This is a genomic window from Desulfovibrio sp. SGI.169 (assembly GCF_050313595.1).
In the GTDB taxonomy this organism is placed as follows: Bacteria; Desulfobacterota; Desulfovibrionia; order Desulfovibrionales; family Desulfovibrionaceae; genus Desulfovibrio.
The window spans coordinates 1-14,514 of record NZ_JBNPLS010000021.1; the positions used below are offsets into that span (position 1 = coordinate 1).

The following is a 14,514-nucleotide window of genomic DNA, read 5'->3' on the forward strand; positions in this document are numbered from 1 at the left end:
CGCAACAGGCCCGCATGAAGCATCTTTCTCTCGCGGCGCGATACCGCCCCCAGACCTTCGCCCAGGTGGCCGGACAAGACATGGTCAAGGCCGTGCTGTCCCGCGCCGCCGCCGAGGACCGCCCCGCCGCGGCCTACCTGCTGAGCGGCACGCGCGGCGTGGGCAAGACCACCATCGCCCGCATCTTTGCCAAAGCCCTCAACTGCGAGCGCGCCCCCGCCCCCGAGCCCTGCAACCAATGCGCCCAGTGCCGCAAGATCACCCAGGGCGTCCATGTGGACGTCACCGAAATCGACGGCGCTTCCAACAACAGTGTGGAAGACGCCCGCTCCCTGCGCGAAACCGTTGGCTACGCGCCCATGGAGGGCCGCTACAAGATTTTCATCATCGACGAAGCCCACATGCTCACCCGCAACGCCTTCAACGCCCTGCTCAAGACGCTGGAGGAACCGCCGGAGCGCGTGGTCTTCATCTTTGCCACCACCGAGGCGCACAAATTTCCGGTGACCATTGTCAGCCGCTGCCAGCATTTCGTCTTCCGCCATCTGGGCGAAGACGCCCTGACCGAGCACCTCAGCGGCGTATTGCGCAAAGAAAAGATAGCGTTTGAGGAAGGCGCGGCGCGCCTGCTGGCCCGACGGGCCGCCGGCAGCGTGCGCGACGGCATGTCTTTGCTGGACCAGGCCCTGGCCCTGGGCGGCGCAAGCCTGACCACGGCCATGACCCGCGATGTGCTGGGCCTGGCCGGGCAGGAATTGTTCGGCCGCCTCTTCGAGGCCCTGCACGGGCGCGACTGCGCCGCCGTGGCCGAGCTTTCACGCCAGATTCTCCAGCAGGGTGTAGACATTGGCTTTTTCGTGCGGGAACTGGCGGGCAACCTGCGCAATCTTTTTCTGCTGCGTCAGGGCGGGGCCGCCATGCTGCCCAGCCTGCGCCTGCCCGCTGACGAGGCCGCCTTTCAGCAGGCGCTGGCCCCGCGCTTTTCCGCCGGGCATCTGCACGCGGCCTGGCAAATGACCCTGGACGCCCAGCGCGGCATTGTGCAGAGCCCGGAACCGGCGGCGGCTCTGGAACTGCTGCTGCTCAACCTGGCCTTGCTGCCCCAGTTGCTGCCGCTGGAACGCCTGCCGCAACAGGAAGCGGCGCATGATGCGCCCACGCCCCCCCCCACTGTTCCACCTGATGCTCAGGCCGCGTCCGTCGCCCCGCGGTCGGACACGCCGCCCACGCAAGCCGCGCCGCAGCAGCCCGCGCAGCGCCCGGCAGCCGGAAGCCGCGCGCCGGAAAAGGCGGCCGCGCCGGAGACGGAAGCCGAACAGGAGCCTGATCCCGCTCCGGCTGATCCGGAACCGGTGAACGCGCCCGCCACGCCCGCCGCAACAGGCCCAAACCCGACGCCTGGCGCAAAGGCGGAGGCCGGGCAGGCCGCGCGCCCCGGCTTTCAGCGCGACTGGCAGGCTTTTTGCGAATTTTGCGCGGCCGAGCAGAGCGCCGGGCGGCCCGCGCCGCAGCCGCATCTGTTGCGCGGCCTGGGCGTTGACTGGCAGGAACGCCGGTTGCGTCTGACGCCCAAGGCCCAGACCCTGCTTCACCAGATGGAGAAACAGCGCGGCGCGCTGGAAGCGGCGCTGGCGGCTTTCGGAGCGGGCGCGCCGCGGCTGGAGTTCATTGCCCCGCGTCCGCCGCGCGGCGAGGCCGAGCTTATTGAGGAGTTCAGCAGAAAGCCGGAGCTGCAACCCTGTCTGGAGGTGCTCCAGGCGTCTATTGTTCACTGTACGGAAATCAAATAATCCCCAAGGAGACAACATGCGAAATATGAATGACATCCTGCGTCAGGCGCAGGTCATGCAGAACAAGCTGACCAAACTTCAGCAGGAAATGGCCGAGCGCTCGTATGAGGCGGCCAGCGGCGGCGGCATGGTCAGGGCCGAAGTTTCCGGCAAGCAGGAGCTGCGCAGGCTGACCATCGACCCCAAGGCGCTGGAAGGCGGCGACGTGGAAATGCTGCAAGACCTGATTCTGGCCGCGGTCAACGAGGCCGGACGCATCGCCCGTGAGACCATGGAACGCGAAATGAACAATATTTCCGGCGGCATCAGGCTGCCCGGCATATTCTAGGCGTCCATGCAAGAGCGTATCCCCGAACCGCTCAGGGCCCTGGTGGAGCAACTGGCCCGTCTGCCGGGCCTGGGGCCCAAATCGGCCATGCGCGCGGCCATGACCCTGCTCAAGTGGCCGGAGGCCGAAACCCGCCGCCTGGGCCGGGGCATCCATGACCTGCGCGACAATCTGCATCTTTGTTCGCGCTGCGGCGGCCTGTCCTCCACGGACCCCTGCCCCGTATGCGCGGATGCCGGACGCGCGCGCGACACGCTCTGCCTGGTCGCCGAATGGGACAGCATGCTGACGCTGGACGAAGGCGGCTTTTACCGGGGCCAGTATATGATTCTGGGCGGCCTGCTGGCCCCCCTGGAACGCATGGATTCGGAGAGCCTTGACCTGGCCAGGCTGACCCGGCGGCTGGAGGAAGGCGAGGTGGCGGAACTGATTCTGGCTCTGGGGGCCACCCTGGAGGCGGAAAACACGGCCTCCTTCATTCGCCAGATGGTGCGCAAGCGTTTTCCCCGCATCCGCGTCTCGCGTCTGGCCCAGGGCATCCCCCTGGGCGCGGAGGTCAAGTACATGGACAGGGAAACCCTGCGCCAATCCCTGCAGTACAGGCAGGATCTGACCTGAGAACACGCGTGATCTGAACCGGGCGGCGGCCTTTTGAACGGCGTCGCGTTTTGCAAGGCGGAGGCGCGCCTGTGGATATGATCTCTCATCCCGCTTTCCAGGCCCTGGCGGCCGGTTTGCTCTCCTGGCTTTCCGTCAGCCTCGGCGCGGCGCTCATCTTCACCCGCCGCGCGTTCTCGCGCCGGGCCATGGATTGCCTGCTGGGCGCGGCCGGGGGCATGATGCTGGGCGCGGCCTTTTTGGGCCTGCTGCGGCCCGCCCTGGAGCTGGCCGCCCCCCTGGGGCGTCTGGCCTTCCTGCCCATTGCGGCGGGCCTGCTGCTGGGCGCGGCCTTTCTCTTGTGTCTGGACCGTGTGCTGCCGCACATCCATATGTTGCAGAATACGACCGAAGGTCTTTCCACCAGCTGGCGGCGCAGCATTCTGCTGGTCACGGCCATGGCCCTGCATCACATCCCGGAAGGTCTGGCCATCGGCGTGGGTTACGGCGCCGCCGGCGCCGAAAGCATGGCCGCCCCGGGCGCGGGGCTGAGCACGGCTCTGGTGCTGACCCTTTCCATCATGTTGCAAAACGTGCCGGAAGGGCTGGTGGTTTCCGCCGCCCTGCGCTCCGAGGGCTTTTCCGCGCGCAAATCCTGCTTTTACGGCGTGCTTTCCGGCGTTACAGCCCCTCTGGGCGCCGTGCCGGGCGCGCTGGCCGCCGGCAGCGCCGCCGGGCTGTTGCCCGTGGCGCTCGCATTTGCCGCCGGCGCCATGATATATGTTGTGGTGGAAGAAGTGACGCCCGAAGCCAATGCCTCGGGCAATGGCAACCTGGCCACTGTTTCCTGTATCGCGGGCGTCTGTCTGGTGATCATGCTTTCCGCCCTGGCGGGCTGACGGTCGGGGGGGGCGCGCCGCTTTTTTCCGCGCGAAAAGCCGCACGCATAACGTTCCGTCCGCAAATGCCGATAGATGATCATGCACACCCGCTGGCGACTTACCCGCAACCCATGTGAATAATGCCGGCCAGCCACAATTTAATCGCTGAGGAGATCATGCATATGCGTCTCAACATCACCACCACCGTGCTGCTCGTCCAGATCGGCGCCCTGCTCCTCTCTTGCGGCACGCTGTTCGTCTGCGGCCGCGCAGCCTTTGACGACGCCTTGCCCGGTCTGATCGCGGCCGTAGTCATTGGCGCGCTGGGCGCGCTGTTTACGGCGAACCGCCTGGCGCCCCTGAATAAAATCTATGGTTACATCTTCGCCGTCAGCAAGGGGGACAAAAAGGCGACGCTGGAGGCAAACGCCTGTGGCGGCCTGAAGCCTTTGGCCGAGGCCGCCACGAGCATGGTGACGCGGTGCGAGGGACAGGCCGGCTGGTATGAAGGCATTCTGAATACCCTGCCCTGGGCCATCTCGGTCACTGACATGAACATGCACTGGACCTTCTGCAACACGGCCTCGCTCAAATCCATGAACAAAGCCAGCATGGACGAGGTGCGCGGCCTGCACTGCTCTGAAAAGAAAGGCAATATCTGCGACACGCCCCAGTGCGGCATTGAGCAGTTGCGTCTGGGCAACAAGCGGGTCATCAACCACATGCCCAACGGCAAAACCATGCAAATCACGCTGGATTTCCTGCATGACGCATCGGGCGCTCCCATCGGCCATGTGGAAATCGGCGAGGACATCACCGAAAAAATCCGCCTGGAAGAAGCGAGCAAAACAGCCGCCGCCAAGGCCCGCTCCGCCATGGTGGAGCAACTGGAAGGCGTGGTCACAACCCTGAATGACGCCGCCGAAACGCTGACCGCTTCGCTTACGGACGTCAAGGATCAGGCCGGCGTGGCCTCGGCCCGTCTGGCCGAAGCGGCCACGGCCATGAACGAAATGAACTCCACGGTGCTGGAAGTGGCGAGCAATGCCGAGGGCGCGGCCGAGGCCGCCACCTCCGTGCAGCAGCAGGCCGGGGAAGGCGACAGCCTTGTCCGGCGAACCATTGAAAGCCTGCGGACGGTACGGGAACAGTCCGTGAGTCTGAAGAGCGATATGGCCGGGCTTGACCAGCAGGCCAGAGACATCGGCACGGTGCTTACCCTGATTCGCGATGTGGCGGACCAGACCAACCTGCTGGCCCTCAACGCGGCCATTGAGGCGGCGCGGGCCGGCGAGGCGGGGCGCGGCTTCGCCGTGGTGGCCGACGAGGTGCGCAAGCTGGCCGAAAAGACCATGAAGGCCACCCAGGAAGTGGAATCCGCCATTGCGGCCATCCAGCAGGGCACCGGCAAAAGCGCCGTCACGGTGGACAACGCCGTGAACGCATTGAGGAAGCGGGCCATATGGGCGAAGAGTCCGGCAACTCTCTGGAAAAGATTTCCACCCTGGCCGAAGACTCCAGCAGCCGGGTGTCGGCCATCGCCGCGGCCGCCACGGAGCAGTCCGCCGCCTCCGAGGAAATCAACCGCAGCATCTCCGAAGTGAACCAGTTGAGCGCGGACATCGCCGAAGCCATGCAGGGCGCTTCCAATCAGGTGATGGACATGGCCAACCAGGCCCATGTGCTCAAGGATATCCTGGACGGCATCCGCGCCCAGGGCATGCAGGAAAACGGAGAGAGCGCCGCGGCCTAACGCGGCGGATTCTCCCGCACCCTGTCAGCCGCAAAAAGGCCGGAGCAAAGCTCCGGCCGGCTGCTGACCCTTTGTCAGCGGCCCCGGAAATCAGGAGCAGGTCGCGGCTTCGCCGCGCCGTAAGCGACTGATTTTCGTGTCTTTCCGTCAAGCCGCGCAAGCGGCTTAGACGGCGCAAACCCCGCTTCGCGGGCTTTGTCAATAGTAAGAGGCCGGAGCAAAGCTCCGGCCTCTTACTATTGTCCGCTGTCGGCGGGCGGTCTTCGCTACGGGTGATTCTTGAATTTGTCGGCCACAGCCTTGCCGCCGCTGTGGCAGGGGGTGCAGTCCATAACGCCCTTGCCCCAGTTGGCGTCGTTGCCCTTGGTCATATGGCATTCGCCACAGCCGGCCACGGCTTTCTGGATCGGGAAGGAACCCTTGTAGTTCTTGCCCTGCTCAATCTTGGCGTTCATGATTTCAATGGCCTTGCGGCAGACGTCGGCCGTGAGACGGCCGCAACGCTCGCTGCGCTGCTTGCTGGTGGCTTCGAGCTTGTGCTCGTAACACCATTTGGAAACCGAAATATGGCAAAGCACGGAGCCCGATACGTTGGACGGCAGATCGCCCTTGAAGCCCGTGGCCTTGTCGCCCGGATTGTAAATGGGCAGAGCCGTGGTTTCATACCAGCGGAACAGCTCGTTGACCATGGGGGTGCGTTCCTTGCGGCCCCAGAACAGGGCAAAGGCCGCCGCCGCGCCGTAAAGCGCGCCGCAGATGGTTCCCCAGTCGGAGATGCCGCCCTTGTTGGCTTCCAGCATGGCAAAGGGGAACTGGTTGTACGGCGCGCCGAATTTTTCGCCCATCATGCCGATGATGCTGTAAAACGCGCCGTAGCCGCAGGCATAGCCCTTGTGCCAGTAGCCCTCGTACGCCACGGGCGCGCACTCGTCCGCATCAAGCTTGTGCGGCTGCCAGCCGAAATCGCCGCCGACCTGGGCAAAGCGCGCGCCGCCCGAAGCCTGCGGCGCGGCCAGAGCCGGCGCCACCAGGCCCGCCACAGCGCCGCCCACGGCCAGGCCCCCGATTCCGCAAAGCAAATGTCTTCTGTTCGCGTCCATCAAATCCTCCTTTTACGCTAATTCCTCTTATTCTCAGCTTGTTAAAAATCACTAGCCTCCCCCGCGCGCGAGGTCAACAGAATCCCGGGTGGGAAACAGGTTTTTTGCAAAAAATTCCCGCGCGGCACTGGACGCGGCCAAAGAAGTACTTACCTTATGTTCCGCGCGGCGTCGCCGCCCGAAACAGCACTTTTTTCGATGTCCGCCGACGTGCCCGGAGAGAGCCCCCACCCGACGCCGGAGACAAAGAAAGCCCCGACGCCCTCATGGCGCGAAGCTCGGCTTCAAAAGATTTTCCCTGAGGAGGATTCCCATATGTCCAAGATTATCGGCATTGACCTGGGCACCACCAACTCCTGCGTCTACGTCATGGAAGGCAAGGACCCCAAATGCATCACCAACCCCGAAGGCGGCCGCACCACGCCTTCGGTGGTCGCTTTTACCGACAAGGAACGCCTGGTGGGCGAAATTGCCAAGCGCCAGGCCGTGACCAACCCCAAGCGCACCATTTTCGCCATCAAGCGTCTCATGGGCCGCAGGTATGACAGCCCCGAGGTGGACCGCTGGAAAGAGCATTCCCCGTATCTCATCACCAAGGCCCCCAATGACGATGCCGGGGTGGAGGTGGACGGCCGCGTTTACAGCGCGCCGGAAATTTCGGCCATGATTCTGGCCAAGCTCAAGGCCGACGCCGAAGCCTATCTGGGCGAATCGGTTACGGAAGCGGTCATCACCGTGCCCGCCTACTTCAACGACGCCCAGCGCCAGGCCACCAAGGACGCCGGCCGCATCGCCGGCCTGGAAGTCAAGCGCATCATCAACGAGCCCACGGCCGCATCCCTGGCCTACGGTTCGGACAAGAAGGCCAATGAAAAAATCGCCGTCTTCGACCTGGGCGGCGGCACCTTTGATATTTCCATTCTGGAAGTGGGCGACAACGTTGTGGAAGTGCGCGCCACCAACGGCGACACCTTCCTGGGCGGCGAAGACTTTGACCAGCGCGTCATCAACCACCTGGTGGAAGAATTCAAAAAAGAAAACGGCATTGACCTGTCCAAGGACAGCATGGCCCTCCAGCGTCTGAAAGAAGCGGCGGAAAAGGCCAAGAAAGACCTCTCCACCGCTATGGAGGCCGAGGTCAACCTGCCCTTCATCACCGCCGACCAGAACGGACCCAAGCACATGCTGATCAAAATCTCCCGCGCCAAGCTGGAATCTCTGGTCAGCGACCTGGTGGATCGCACCATCGAGCCTTGCAACAAGGCCCTCACTGACGCCGGTCTTGAACCCGGCCAGATTGATGAAGTCATTCTGGTGGGCGGCATGACCCGCATGCCCCTGGTTCAGCAGGTGGTGGGCAAGTTCTTCGGCAAAGAGCCCAACCGTTCGGTGAACCCCGACGAAGTGGTCGCCATGGGCGCGGCCATTCAGGGCGGCATTCTCACCGGCGACGTGAAGGATGTGCTGCTGCTCGACGTGACCCCGCTTTCCCTGGGCATTGAAACCATGGGCGGCGTGTTCACCAGGCTGATTGAGCGCAACACCACCATCCCCACGCGCAAAAGCCAGGTTTTCACCACGGCGGCGGACAACCAGCCTTCGGTGTCCATCCATGTGCTTCAGGGCGAACGGCCCATGGCCGGCGACAACATGACCCTGGCCCGCTTTGACCTGACCGGCATTCCCCCGGCCCCGCGCGGCGTGCCGCAGATTGAGGTTTCTTTCGATATCGACGCCAACGGCATCGTCAACGTTTCGGCCAAGGACATGGGCACCGGCAAGGAGCAGTCCATCAAAATCACGGCGTCTTCCGGCCTGTCCGAGCAGGATATTCAGCGCCTGGTGCGCGAGGCCGAAGCCCATGCCAGCGACGACAAGAAAAAGCAGGAGCTTATTGAAGCCCGCAACCATGCCGACAGCCTGATTTACGGCACGGAAAAATCTCTGGCCGACCTGGGCGACAAGGCCGACGCCGCCGTAAAGAGCGACATTGAAGGCAAAATCGCCTCGCTGCGCAAACTTATGGAAGGCGAGGACGCCGCGGCCATCAAGAACGCCACCGAGGAACTGGCCAAGGCTTCGCACAAGCTGGCCGAGCAGCTCTACCAGCAGCAGGCCCAGCAGAGCGCGGGAACCGCCGGCGGTCAGCCCGGTTCCGCCGCCGGGGCGGACGCTTCCGCCGGCAGCGGCAACGACGATGTGGTGGACGCCGACTACACCGAAGTGAAGAAATAAATCCCGGCCGGTTTCCCCGGCTTGCCAGCACGCCTGCGCTGTACTAAAAAGGTCTGGCCGTAAAAAGCCGGACCTTTTTTTATTGCTTCGAGAGTCATGGCCGCTTCAGCGCCCATGCTCCGGCGGATGCGTTTTCACCATATGTCTCAAAGGAGCCGCCATGCGCAGCCCCCGTTACCGCCTGAGATTCTGTGCCACCGCCCTGACCCTGGCGGCTGTTCTCAGCCTGACCGCCTGCCAGTTGCCCTTTCTCAAGCGCGGAGCCGCGCCGACGGCTCCCGCCGCCCCCGCGGCTCAGGGGCCCTGCGTGGCGCTGGCCCTGCCGGCCTCCGGCCCCTATGCGCCCATCAGCGGCAAGATCGGCCGGGGCGCGGCCCTGGCCCGGCAAGAGCTGGCCGCCGACGGCATCACGATACGCCTGGAAACCATAAACACCGAAGCGCCGGGCTGGCTGGACAAACTTTCGGCCCTGCCCCCGGCCTGCGCCGTGGTGGGCGGCCCCCTGCAGGCCCGCAACTATGCCCAGGCCCGCTCCGCCGGGGCTGTGGACCAGCGGGCGTTTTTCACCTTTCTGCCCAGTCTGGAACAAGGCGACGAAGGCGCGCGCGCCTGGCGCTTTTTCCCCAGTCCGCAGGATCAGATAGACGCCCTGATCGCCTTTGCCGCAGACAGTCTGAACATTCGCACCTACGGGGCCTTCTACCCCTCGGACGCCTATGGCGCGCGCATGACCGGCCTGCTGGAGCAAAGCCTGACCAGGCGGAACATGCCGCTGCACAAGGCCGCCTATGACCCGGCTGACGCCAGTTCCTGGAGCACGGCCGTGGCTCCCCTGATCAACCCCACTCAGGCCGGGGGCAACGGCACGCCCGTGCCGCAGACCGCCTTTGAGGCTCTCTTCCTGCCCGACTCCTGGAAAAACATGGATATGCTGACCACCAGTCTGCTCTATAACGGCGAAGACCGCCTGGTGCTGCTGGGCACCACCCTCTGGGAGCAAAGCCTGTCCGGCAGGCAGACGCCCAATGCTGAAAAATACGCCCTGGCCGTATTTCCCGGCGCGTGGAACGCGGCGCGCGCCCCGCGCGCCCTGCAGGCCCCGGGCAATGACTTCTGGGTGGCTCTGGGCTATGACTTTACGCGCTTCGCCGTCAATCTGGGCCTGAACTCACGGCTGACGACGCCGGAAATCACGGCCCGGGCCGGGCGCGCCGCGCAAATGATCAGGGGCATGGCCCCCATCACATGGGACGGCGCGGGCGTGGCCCATCAGCGTCTTTTCATCTTCCAGCCCTCTCCCACGGGCATAAGCCCGCTCAATCTGGAGCAATTTCAGCAGACCCGGACAGCCGTGCTGCAACGGGCCGCGTTGCGCATGCAGGGTCTGCCCGCCGTGGACGCCGAGGGCAATCCCCTTGTGCCCGGCCTGCCGCCCGCGGCGGATCAGACGCCGGCTATGCCCTCCCAGTCCGGCACAGCGGTTCAGCCCGCGACAACGCCCGCGGCCCTGCCCCTGAGCCCCACGCCGCAGCCCTCGTACAAGCTGCGTCTGCCCACGCGGCGCTGAAACCGCGCGCTTTTGCAAAACAGCAGGTTCATCACACAAGGTCAATTTTCGCACCAAAGGATCAGCAATGGCAGCACACAACACCATCAGCCGGGAAGAAGTGGCGCACATGGCCGCGCTTTCCCGGCTGCGCGTCAGCGACGAGGAACAGGAACTCTTTGCCCGCCAGTTCGGGGACATTCTGGGCTATATGGACGTGCTGGCTCGGGTAGATACCGACAATGTGGAACCCCTCTACAGCCCGGCGCAACACACGGCCCGGGGCCGGGAAGATCAGGCCGTCAACCGGCGTTCGCGCGAGGAAGCGCTGGGCAATGCGCCGGAAGCGGACGGAGAATACTTCATTGTTCCGAGAATAGTATAAGGACATTGGCATGACCGAGATATGTTCGCTTTCGCTCGCGGCGGCGGCCGCGGCTTTGCAGAAAAAGGAAATCAGCGCCGCGGAGGCCGTTCAGGCCTGTCTGGAACGCATGGAGGCCACGGAACCGCAAATAGCCGCCATGCTGCATGTGGACGCGGACGGCGCGCTGGCGCGCGCCCGCCAACTGGACGCCGCCGGGCCGGACCCCGCGCGGGCGCTCTGGGGCGTGCCCGTGACCGTCAAGGATGCCCTGTCCACCAAGGGCATGCCCACCACGGCCGGTTCGCGCATTCTGGAGGGCTTCACCCCCATTTACGACGCCTTTGCGGTGGAAAAGCTGCGTCAAGCCGGGGCTGTGCTGCTGGGCAAGGCCAATATGGATGAATTTGCCATGGGTTCCGGCACGGAAAATTCGGCGTATCAGAAAACCCGCAACCCCTGGAATACGGCCAAGACGCCGGGCGGCTCCTCCGGCGGTTCGGCGGCTTCGGTGGCGGCCGGCCAGTGCTTTGCCTCACTGGGTACGGATACGGGCGGTTCCATTCGCCAGCCCGCTTCCTTCTGCGGCTGCGTGGGCCTCAAGCCCACCTATGGCCGCGTTTCGCGTTACGGGCTCATCGCCTATGGTTCGTCGCTGGATCAGATCGGCCCCCTGACCCGCTCCGTGGAAGACTGCGCCCGTGTGCTGACGGTCATTGCCGGGCATGACCCGCGTGATTCCACCTGCGATCCGCGCCCTGTGGACGACTATGCCGCCGCCCTGACGCGGGGCGACGCCCTCAGGGGCGCGCGCCTGGGCCTGCCCGAAGAGTTCTTTGGCGACGGTCTGGCCCCGGAAGTGCGCGCCGCCTGCGACGCCGCCCTCTCTCGCGCGCGCGAACAGGGCGCGGAACTGGTGGAGGTGAGCCTGCCGCATACCAACGCGGCCATCGCCACCTACTATATCATCGCCATGGCCGAGGCCAGCTCCAACCTGGCCCGCTTTGACGGCGTGCGCTACGGCCGCCGCGCCCCTGACGTGAAAAACCTTGAGGAGCTTTATGTCAGATCCCGTTCCGAAGGTTTCGGTCAGGAGGTCAAGCGCCGGATCATGCTCGGGGCCTATGTGCTCTCCTCAGGATATTATGACGCCTACTACCGCAAGGCCGCCCAGGTGCGCCGTCTGATACGCGACGAATACCTGGCCGCGCTGGATCAATGCGATATTCTCTGCGCCCCGGTTTCGCCGGTGACCGCCTGGGAGCTGGGCAGCCATGCCGCCGACCCGCTCCAGACCTACCTCATGGACGCCCACACCCTGTCCCTGAATCTGGCGGGCCTGCCCGGCCTGTCGCTGCCCGTGGGCCTGGGCGCGGACAGCAGGATGCCGGTGGGCCTGCAACTCATCGGCCCGGCCTTTGGCGAAGCCCGCCTGCTGGGCGTCGGCCACGCCCTGGAGCAGGCCCTGCCCGGCATCGGGCGGCCCGCGCTGTAGAGCCTATCGCGGCGGAAGCGGCCCGCGATTGCCTTGGGGATGTGGCGCGGGAATGCCCGCGCCAGGCATTCAGCGCAACGGCTTCCCTCATAAGAGGGCTTTTCCCGACCAGGCGTCACTGTTATGCGGGAAAGTATTCCGCCCGCAATTCGTCAATGGCCCGCTGCCATTTGGGGGGGATGAAGGAAGGGGAGCATTTCATGTTCATCTCTGTGGCCAGGATTTGAAAAAAGGCCGCTCCAAGCAGTGTTTTCTGTGAGGGGCCAGCGCCATTCAGCTCCTGAAAATTCAGGGAATATTGCACATTGCTGACGCCAAGCTGTGAACAGAGCGCGAGAAAGGCTCTGATTTCCGCGGGGCTGTTGTTCAGTTCAAAGACGATGTATTTGAGATGCACATTATCGGTCATGAGCGCGCTGGCCATGTACCGTTCAAGATTTTCGCAAACCCTGGCAAAGCCGTTGAGCCCCTTTACCCGTTCATAGCCTGCCGGGCTTCCGCTGTCCAGGCTGACATTGACGCCGCCGCATCCATCCCGCAGCAATGCGGCAATGGCGGGGGAAAAGCGCAGGCAACTGGTATGCACATACTGCCACCAGCCGTGCTCCTTGATCCACAGACTGGCGTCTTCAAAATCGCGCAGAATGCTCGGTTCGCCCCCGCCCCAACTGAAAAGACACCGGGGGTGCAGAACATGCTGCTCATGCAGGCTTTGCAGAACCGGCAAAATGGGGTACCCCCCGCCCTTGCCGCGCCACAGGTCGCAATACACGCATTTGCAGTTGCACTGATGCCGGTGCATATTGATGCTGACAGCCTGAAAAAGAATCCGTACATTCTCGATGCGATTGTCCTGAATCTCCCTGAGTTCCGGGCAGTTGCGGCAGAGCCTGTCCCCTTCGGCGTGCAGGCGCTGAAAAGTTTTTTCAATATGCGCCGCATAGGCCGCCATATCCAGCCTGCCGCCGGTAAACGGAAAACGCGGCACTTCCACACCATGCACGTCACAACAGGGTTGCGCGGCCGTGGGTTCAAAATTGATCTCATGGACAAGACTGGAGCAGAAGTTCATCATGCGCGTCCACCCGTTAGAGCATATTGCATCTGAAAATGCCCGCCAGCCGGAATGCCATGTTCCGACCCGCAGGTTTCACGCCTCCGGCGAAGCTTGACGCCGCAAGTGAATCGCGGCTGCCCGGTGTGGCGGCGCAGTTTCGCCCCGCCCGGCTTCGCGGCGCATCGCATCCGCGAAATGTTCAAAAGCGTTCAACTCCGTATTGGACAAGCGTACAAAATGGTATCTGTAAATACGCATGACGAGTGCGCAATATACAGGGCGTATTCCTTGACAAGTTCATGAATAAAAAGAGGGATGTCAATCATGTCTGACGGCTTGTGATACAGGCATACAATAAGTTTTGGCCGATGTTTCAGAATGGTTTGCCTGCTTCCCGCCAGGGCGAGCATTTCCGCCCCTTCCACATCAAGCTTGATGCAACTTATCCGGCCAAGCCGATGCCTGCCCACAAAATCGTCAACGCTTGTCATCTGGCACAGAATGGAATCGCCGTCGTCGGGCCTGAGAACCATATGGGAGGAATCCCGCAGATTTTTGAAACAGACTTGTCCTGTACTCTCGCCCAGTCCGGCGGTTTGCAGATGATACCGGGGAAAGCCCGCCAGTTTCTTCCGGGCAATGGCGGCCATGGCCGGAATAGGTTCAAAGCCGAATATGCGCCCGGTCTCTCCCACGCTTTGCGCAAACTGCATCTGGGCGCCCACCATGTCCGACACGCCGCCATCCAGCATGATGTCCCCGTATTCGGGCCGCACCAGAGGGTGATAATATTCCTGATGCGCGGAGAGCGGCAGATAGCCGGCCTCGCCCGTCATCAACGCCTTGATGCGCGCCGCGTACACCTCACGGCTGGTTTCATCCGCCAAAAGCCCATAGACCTTTTGCAGTCTGGCCTCGTGCTGGCGATAGAAATCGGGCAGGGCCTTCCGCGCGCCAAAACCACGCTCCCGCCCGGCGTAGAGATACACGTCGCGCACGCCGCAGGCCGTCAGAGAGCGGCAGAGCATCGCCGCCACCACGGCCCCCGACGGCCCCGGCCGGCAAAGAATCACCTTTTCCAGATTGGCGGCCCGCTCCACGCCCCGCAAGCCGCAGACCGGAATGACAACCATGCCGTCACTGGCGGAGAAACGCATGTATTCCGGGTTATTGGCGGGAAGATCAGGAATGAGCAGCAGGCGAATCTTGCTCTTGGGGCGCCGCTCCAGAAAGGACGGCAAAAGAACAAGGTCTTCCCGCATGGCGATGCAGCAAACATGGCGCGCGGAATCCGGCAGATCCCACGAGCGCAGCAGAGGCGCGGAGTTGATGCTTGTTTCTAGATTCATAATATTCGTATATGCTATG

General features: G+C 63.7%; 13 protein-coding genes. 10 read left to right on the forward strand and 3 right to left on the reverse strand.

Annotation, left to right across the window (positions count from 1 at the left end; genetic code table 11):
- Positions 1-14: 14 nt before the first annotated feature.
- From dnaX to ACQRA4_RS10390, 6 genes are all read left to right on the forward strand, one after another.
- Complete coding sequence (gene dnaX / locus ACQRA4_RS10365; protein WP_427823036.1) at positions 15-1,790, forward strand: DNA polymerase III subunit gamma/tau; 1,776 nt, start codon at positions 15-17, stop codon at positions 1,788-1,790.
- Positions 1,791-1,806: 16 nt separating this feature from the next.
- Positions 1,807-2,118, forward strand: a complete 312-nt coding sequence (locus ACQRA4_RS10370) for a YbaB/EbfC family nucleoid-associated protein (protein ID WP_427823001.1) — start codon at positions 1,807-1,809, stop codon at positions 2,116-2,118.
- Positions 2,119-2,124: 6 nt separating this feature from the next.
- On the forward strand, positions 2,125-2,736 hold the full coding sequence (gene recR / locus ACQRA4_RS10375; protein WP_427823002.1) for a recombination mediator RecR: 612 nt from the start codon (positions 2,125-2,127) through the stop codon (positions 2,734-2,736).
- Between the two features lie 71 nt (positions 2,737-2,807).
- Positions 2,808-3,614: a ZIP family metal transporter gene (locus tag ACQRA4_RS10380; protein ID WP_427823003.1), complete on the forward strand. Its 807-nt coding sequence runs from the start codon at positions 2,808-2,810 to the stop codon at positions 3,612-3,614.
- Positions 3,615-3,772: 158 nt separating this feature from the next.
- Positions 3,773-5,200, forward strand: a complete 1,428-nt coding sequence (locus ACQRA4_RS10385; RefSeq protein ID WP_427823004.1) for a methyl-accepting chemotaxis protein — start codon at positions 3,773-3,775, stop codon at positions 5,198-5,200.
- Positions 5,197-5,349, forward strand: coding sequence for a hypothetical protein (locus ACQRA4_RS10390; RefSeq protein WP_427823005.1), 153 nt, complete (start codon positions 5,197-5,199; stop codon positions 5,347-5,349). Before ACQRA4_RS10385 ends, ACQRA4_RS10390 begins: the two co-directional genes overlap by 4 nt.
- Before the next feature lie 266 nt (positions 5,350-5,615).
- On the opposite strand, the gene ACQRA4_RS10395 is transcribed toward ACQRA4_RS10390, so the two are convergent.
- Positions 5,616-6,449, reverse strand: coding sequence for a split-Soret cytochrome c (locus tag ACQRA4_RS10395; protein ID WP_427823006.1), 834 nt, complete (start codon positions 6,447-6,449; stop codon positions 5,616-5,618).
- A 315-nt stretch (positions 6,450-6,764) separates the two neighbouring features.
- Here ACQRA4_RS10395 and dnaK point away from each other — a divergent pair, with 315 nt between their 5' ends.
- From dnaK to gatA, 4 genes are all read left to right on the forward strand, one after another.
- The gene (dnaK, locus tag ACQRA4_RS10400) at positions 6,765-8,684 is read left to right on the forward strand and encodes a molecular chaperone DnaK (RefSeq protein WP_427823007.1); all 1,920 of its coding nucleotides are present in this window, start codon (positions 6,765-6,767) and stop codon (positions 8,682-8,684) included.
- 160 nt (positions 8,685-8,844) lie between these two features.
- Complete coding sequence (locus tag ACQRA4_RS10405; protein ID WP_427823008.1) at positions 8,845-10,251, forward strand: hypothetical protein; 1,407 nt, start codon at positions 8,845-8,847, stop codon at positions 10,249-10,251.
- A 67-nt stretch (positions 10,252-10,318) separates the two neighbouring features.
- Positions 10,319-10,615 (forward strand): Asp-tRNA(Asn)/Glu-tRNA(Gln) amidotransferase subunit GatC, encoded by a 297-nt coding sequence (gene gatC / locus ACQRA4_RS10410; RefSeq protein WP_427823009.1) that lies wholly within the window; start codon positions 10,319-10,321, stop codon positions 10,613-10,615.
- A 10-nt stretch (positions 10,616-10,625) separates the two neighbouring features.
- Positions 10,626-12,089, forward strand: a complete 1,464-nt coding sequence (gene gatA / locus ACQRA4_RS10415) for an Asp-tRNA(Asn)/Glu-tRNA(Gln) amidotransferase subunit GatA (protein WP_427823010.1) — start codon at positions 10,626-10,628, stop codon at positions 12,087-12,089.
- Positions 12,090-12,210: 121 nt separating this feature from the next.
- On the opposite strand, the gene ACQRA4_RS10420 is transcribed toward gatA, so the two are convergent.
- Together ACQRA4_RS10420 and ACQRA4_RS10425 are read right to left on the reverse strand one after the other, a co-directional pair.
- The gene (locus tag ACQRA4_RS10420; protein ID WP_427823011.1) at positions 12,211-13,164 is read right to left on the reverse strand and encodes a radical SAM protein; all 954 of its coding nucleotides are present in this window, start codon (positions 13,162-13,164) and stop codon (positions 12,211-12,213) included.
- Positions 13,165-13,355: 191 nt separating this feature from the next.
- Positions 13,356-14,495 (reverse strand): FkbM family methyltransferase, encoded by a 1,140-nt coding sequence (locus tag ACQRA4_RS10425; RefSeq protein WP_427823012.1) that lies wholly within the window; start codon positions 14,493-14,495, stop codon positions 13,356-13,358.
- Positions 14,496-14,514: the final 19 nt, after the last annotated feature.

What these genes read in the sequence shown, in the direction of transcription:
- recR (WP_427823002.1), top strand. Translation starts at nt 2,125, where the DNA reads ATGCAAGAGCGTATCCCCGAACCGCTCAGGGCCCTGGTGGAGCAACTG.
- gatC (WP_427823009.1), top strand. Translation starts at nt 10,319, where the DNA reads ATGGCAGCACACAACACCATCAGCCGGGAAGAAGTGGCGCACATGGCC.
- ACQRA4_RS10385 (WP_427823004.1), top strand. Translation starts at nt 3,773, where the DNA reads ATGCATATGCGTCTCAACATCACCACCACCGTGCTGCTCGTCCAGATC.
- dnaK (WP_427823007.1), top strand. Translation starts at nt 6,765, where the DNA reads ATGTCCAAGATTATCGGCATTGACCTGGGCACCACCAACTCCTGCGTC.
- gatA (WP_427823010.1), top strand. Translation starts at nt 10,626, where the DNA reads ATGACCGAGATATGTTCGCTTTCGCTCGCGGCGGCGGCCGCGGCTTTG.
- dnaX (WP_427823036.1), top strand. Translation starts at nt 15, where the DNA reads ATGAAGCATCTTTCTCTCGCGGCGCGATACCGCCCCCAGACCTTCGCC.
- ACQRA4_RS10420 (WP_427823011.1), bottom strand. Translation starts at nt 13,164, where the DNA reads ATGATGAACTTCTGCTCCAGTCTTGTCCATGAGATCAATTTTGAACCC.
- ACQRA4_RS10370 (WP_427823001.1), top strand. Translation starts at nt 1,807, where the DNA reads ATGCGAAATATGAATGACATCCTGCGTCAGGCGCAGGTCATGCAGAAC.
- ACQRA4_RS10405 (WP_427823008.1), top strand. Translation starts at nt 8,845, where the DNA reads ATGCGCAGCCCCCGTTACCGCCTGAGATTCTGTGCCACCGCCCTGACC.
- ACQRA4_RS10395 (WP_427823006.1), bottom strand. Translation starts at nt 6,449, where the DNA reads ATGGACGCGAACAGAAGACATTTGCTTTGCGGAATCGGGGGCCTGGCC.
- ACQRA4_RS10425 (WP_427823012.1), bottom strand. Translation starts at nt 14,495, where the DNA reads ATGAATCTAGAAACAAGCATCAACTCCGCGCCTCTGCTGCGCTCGTGG.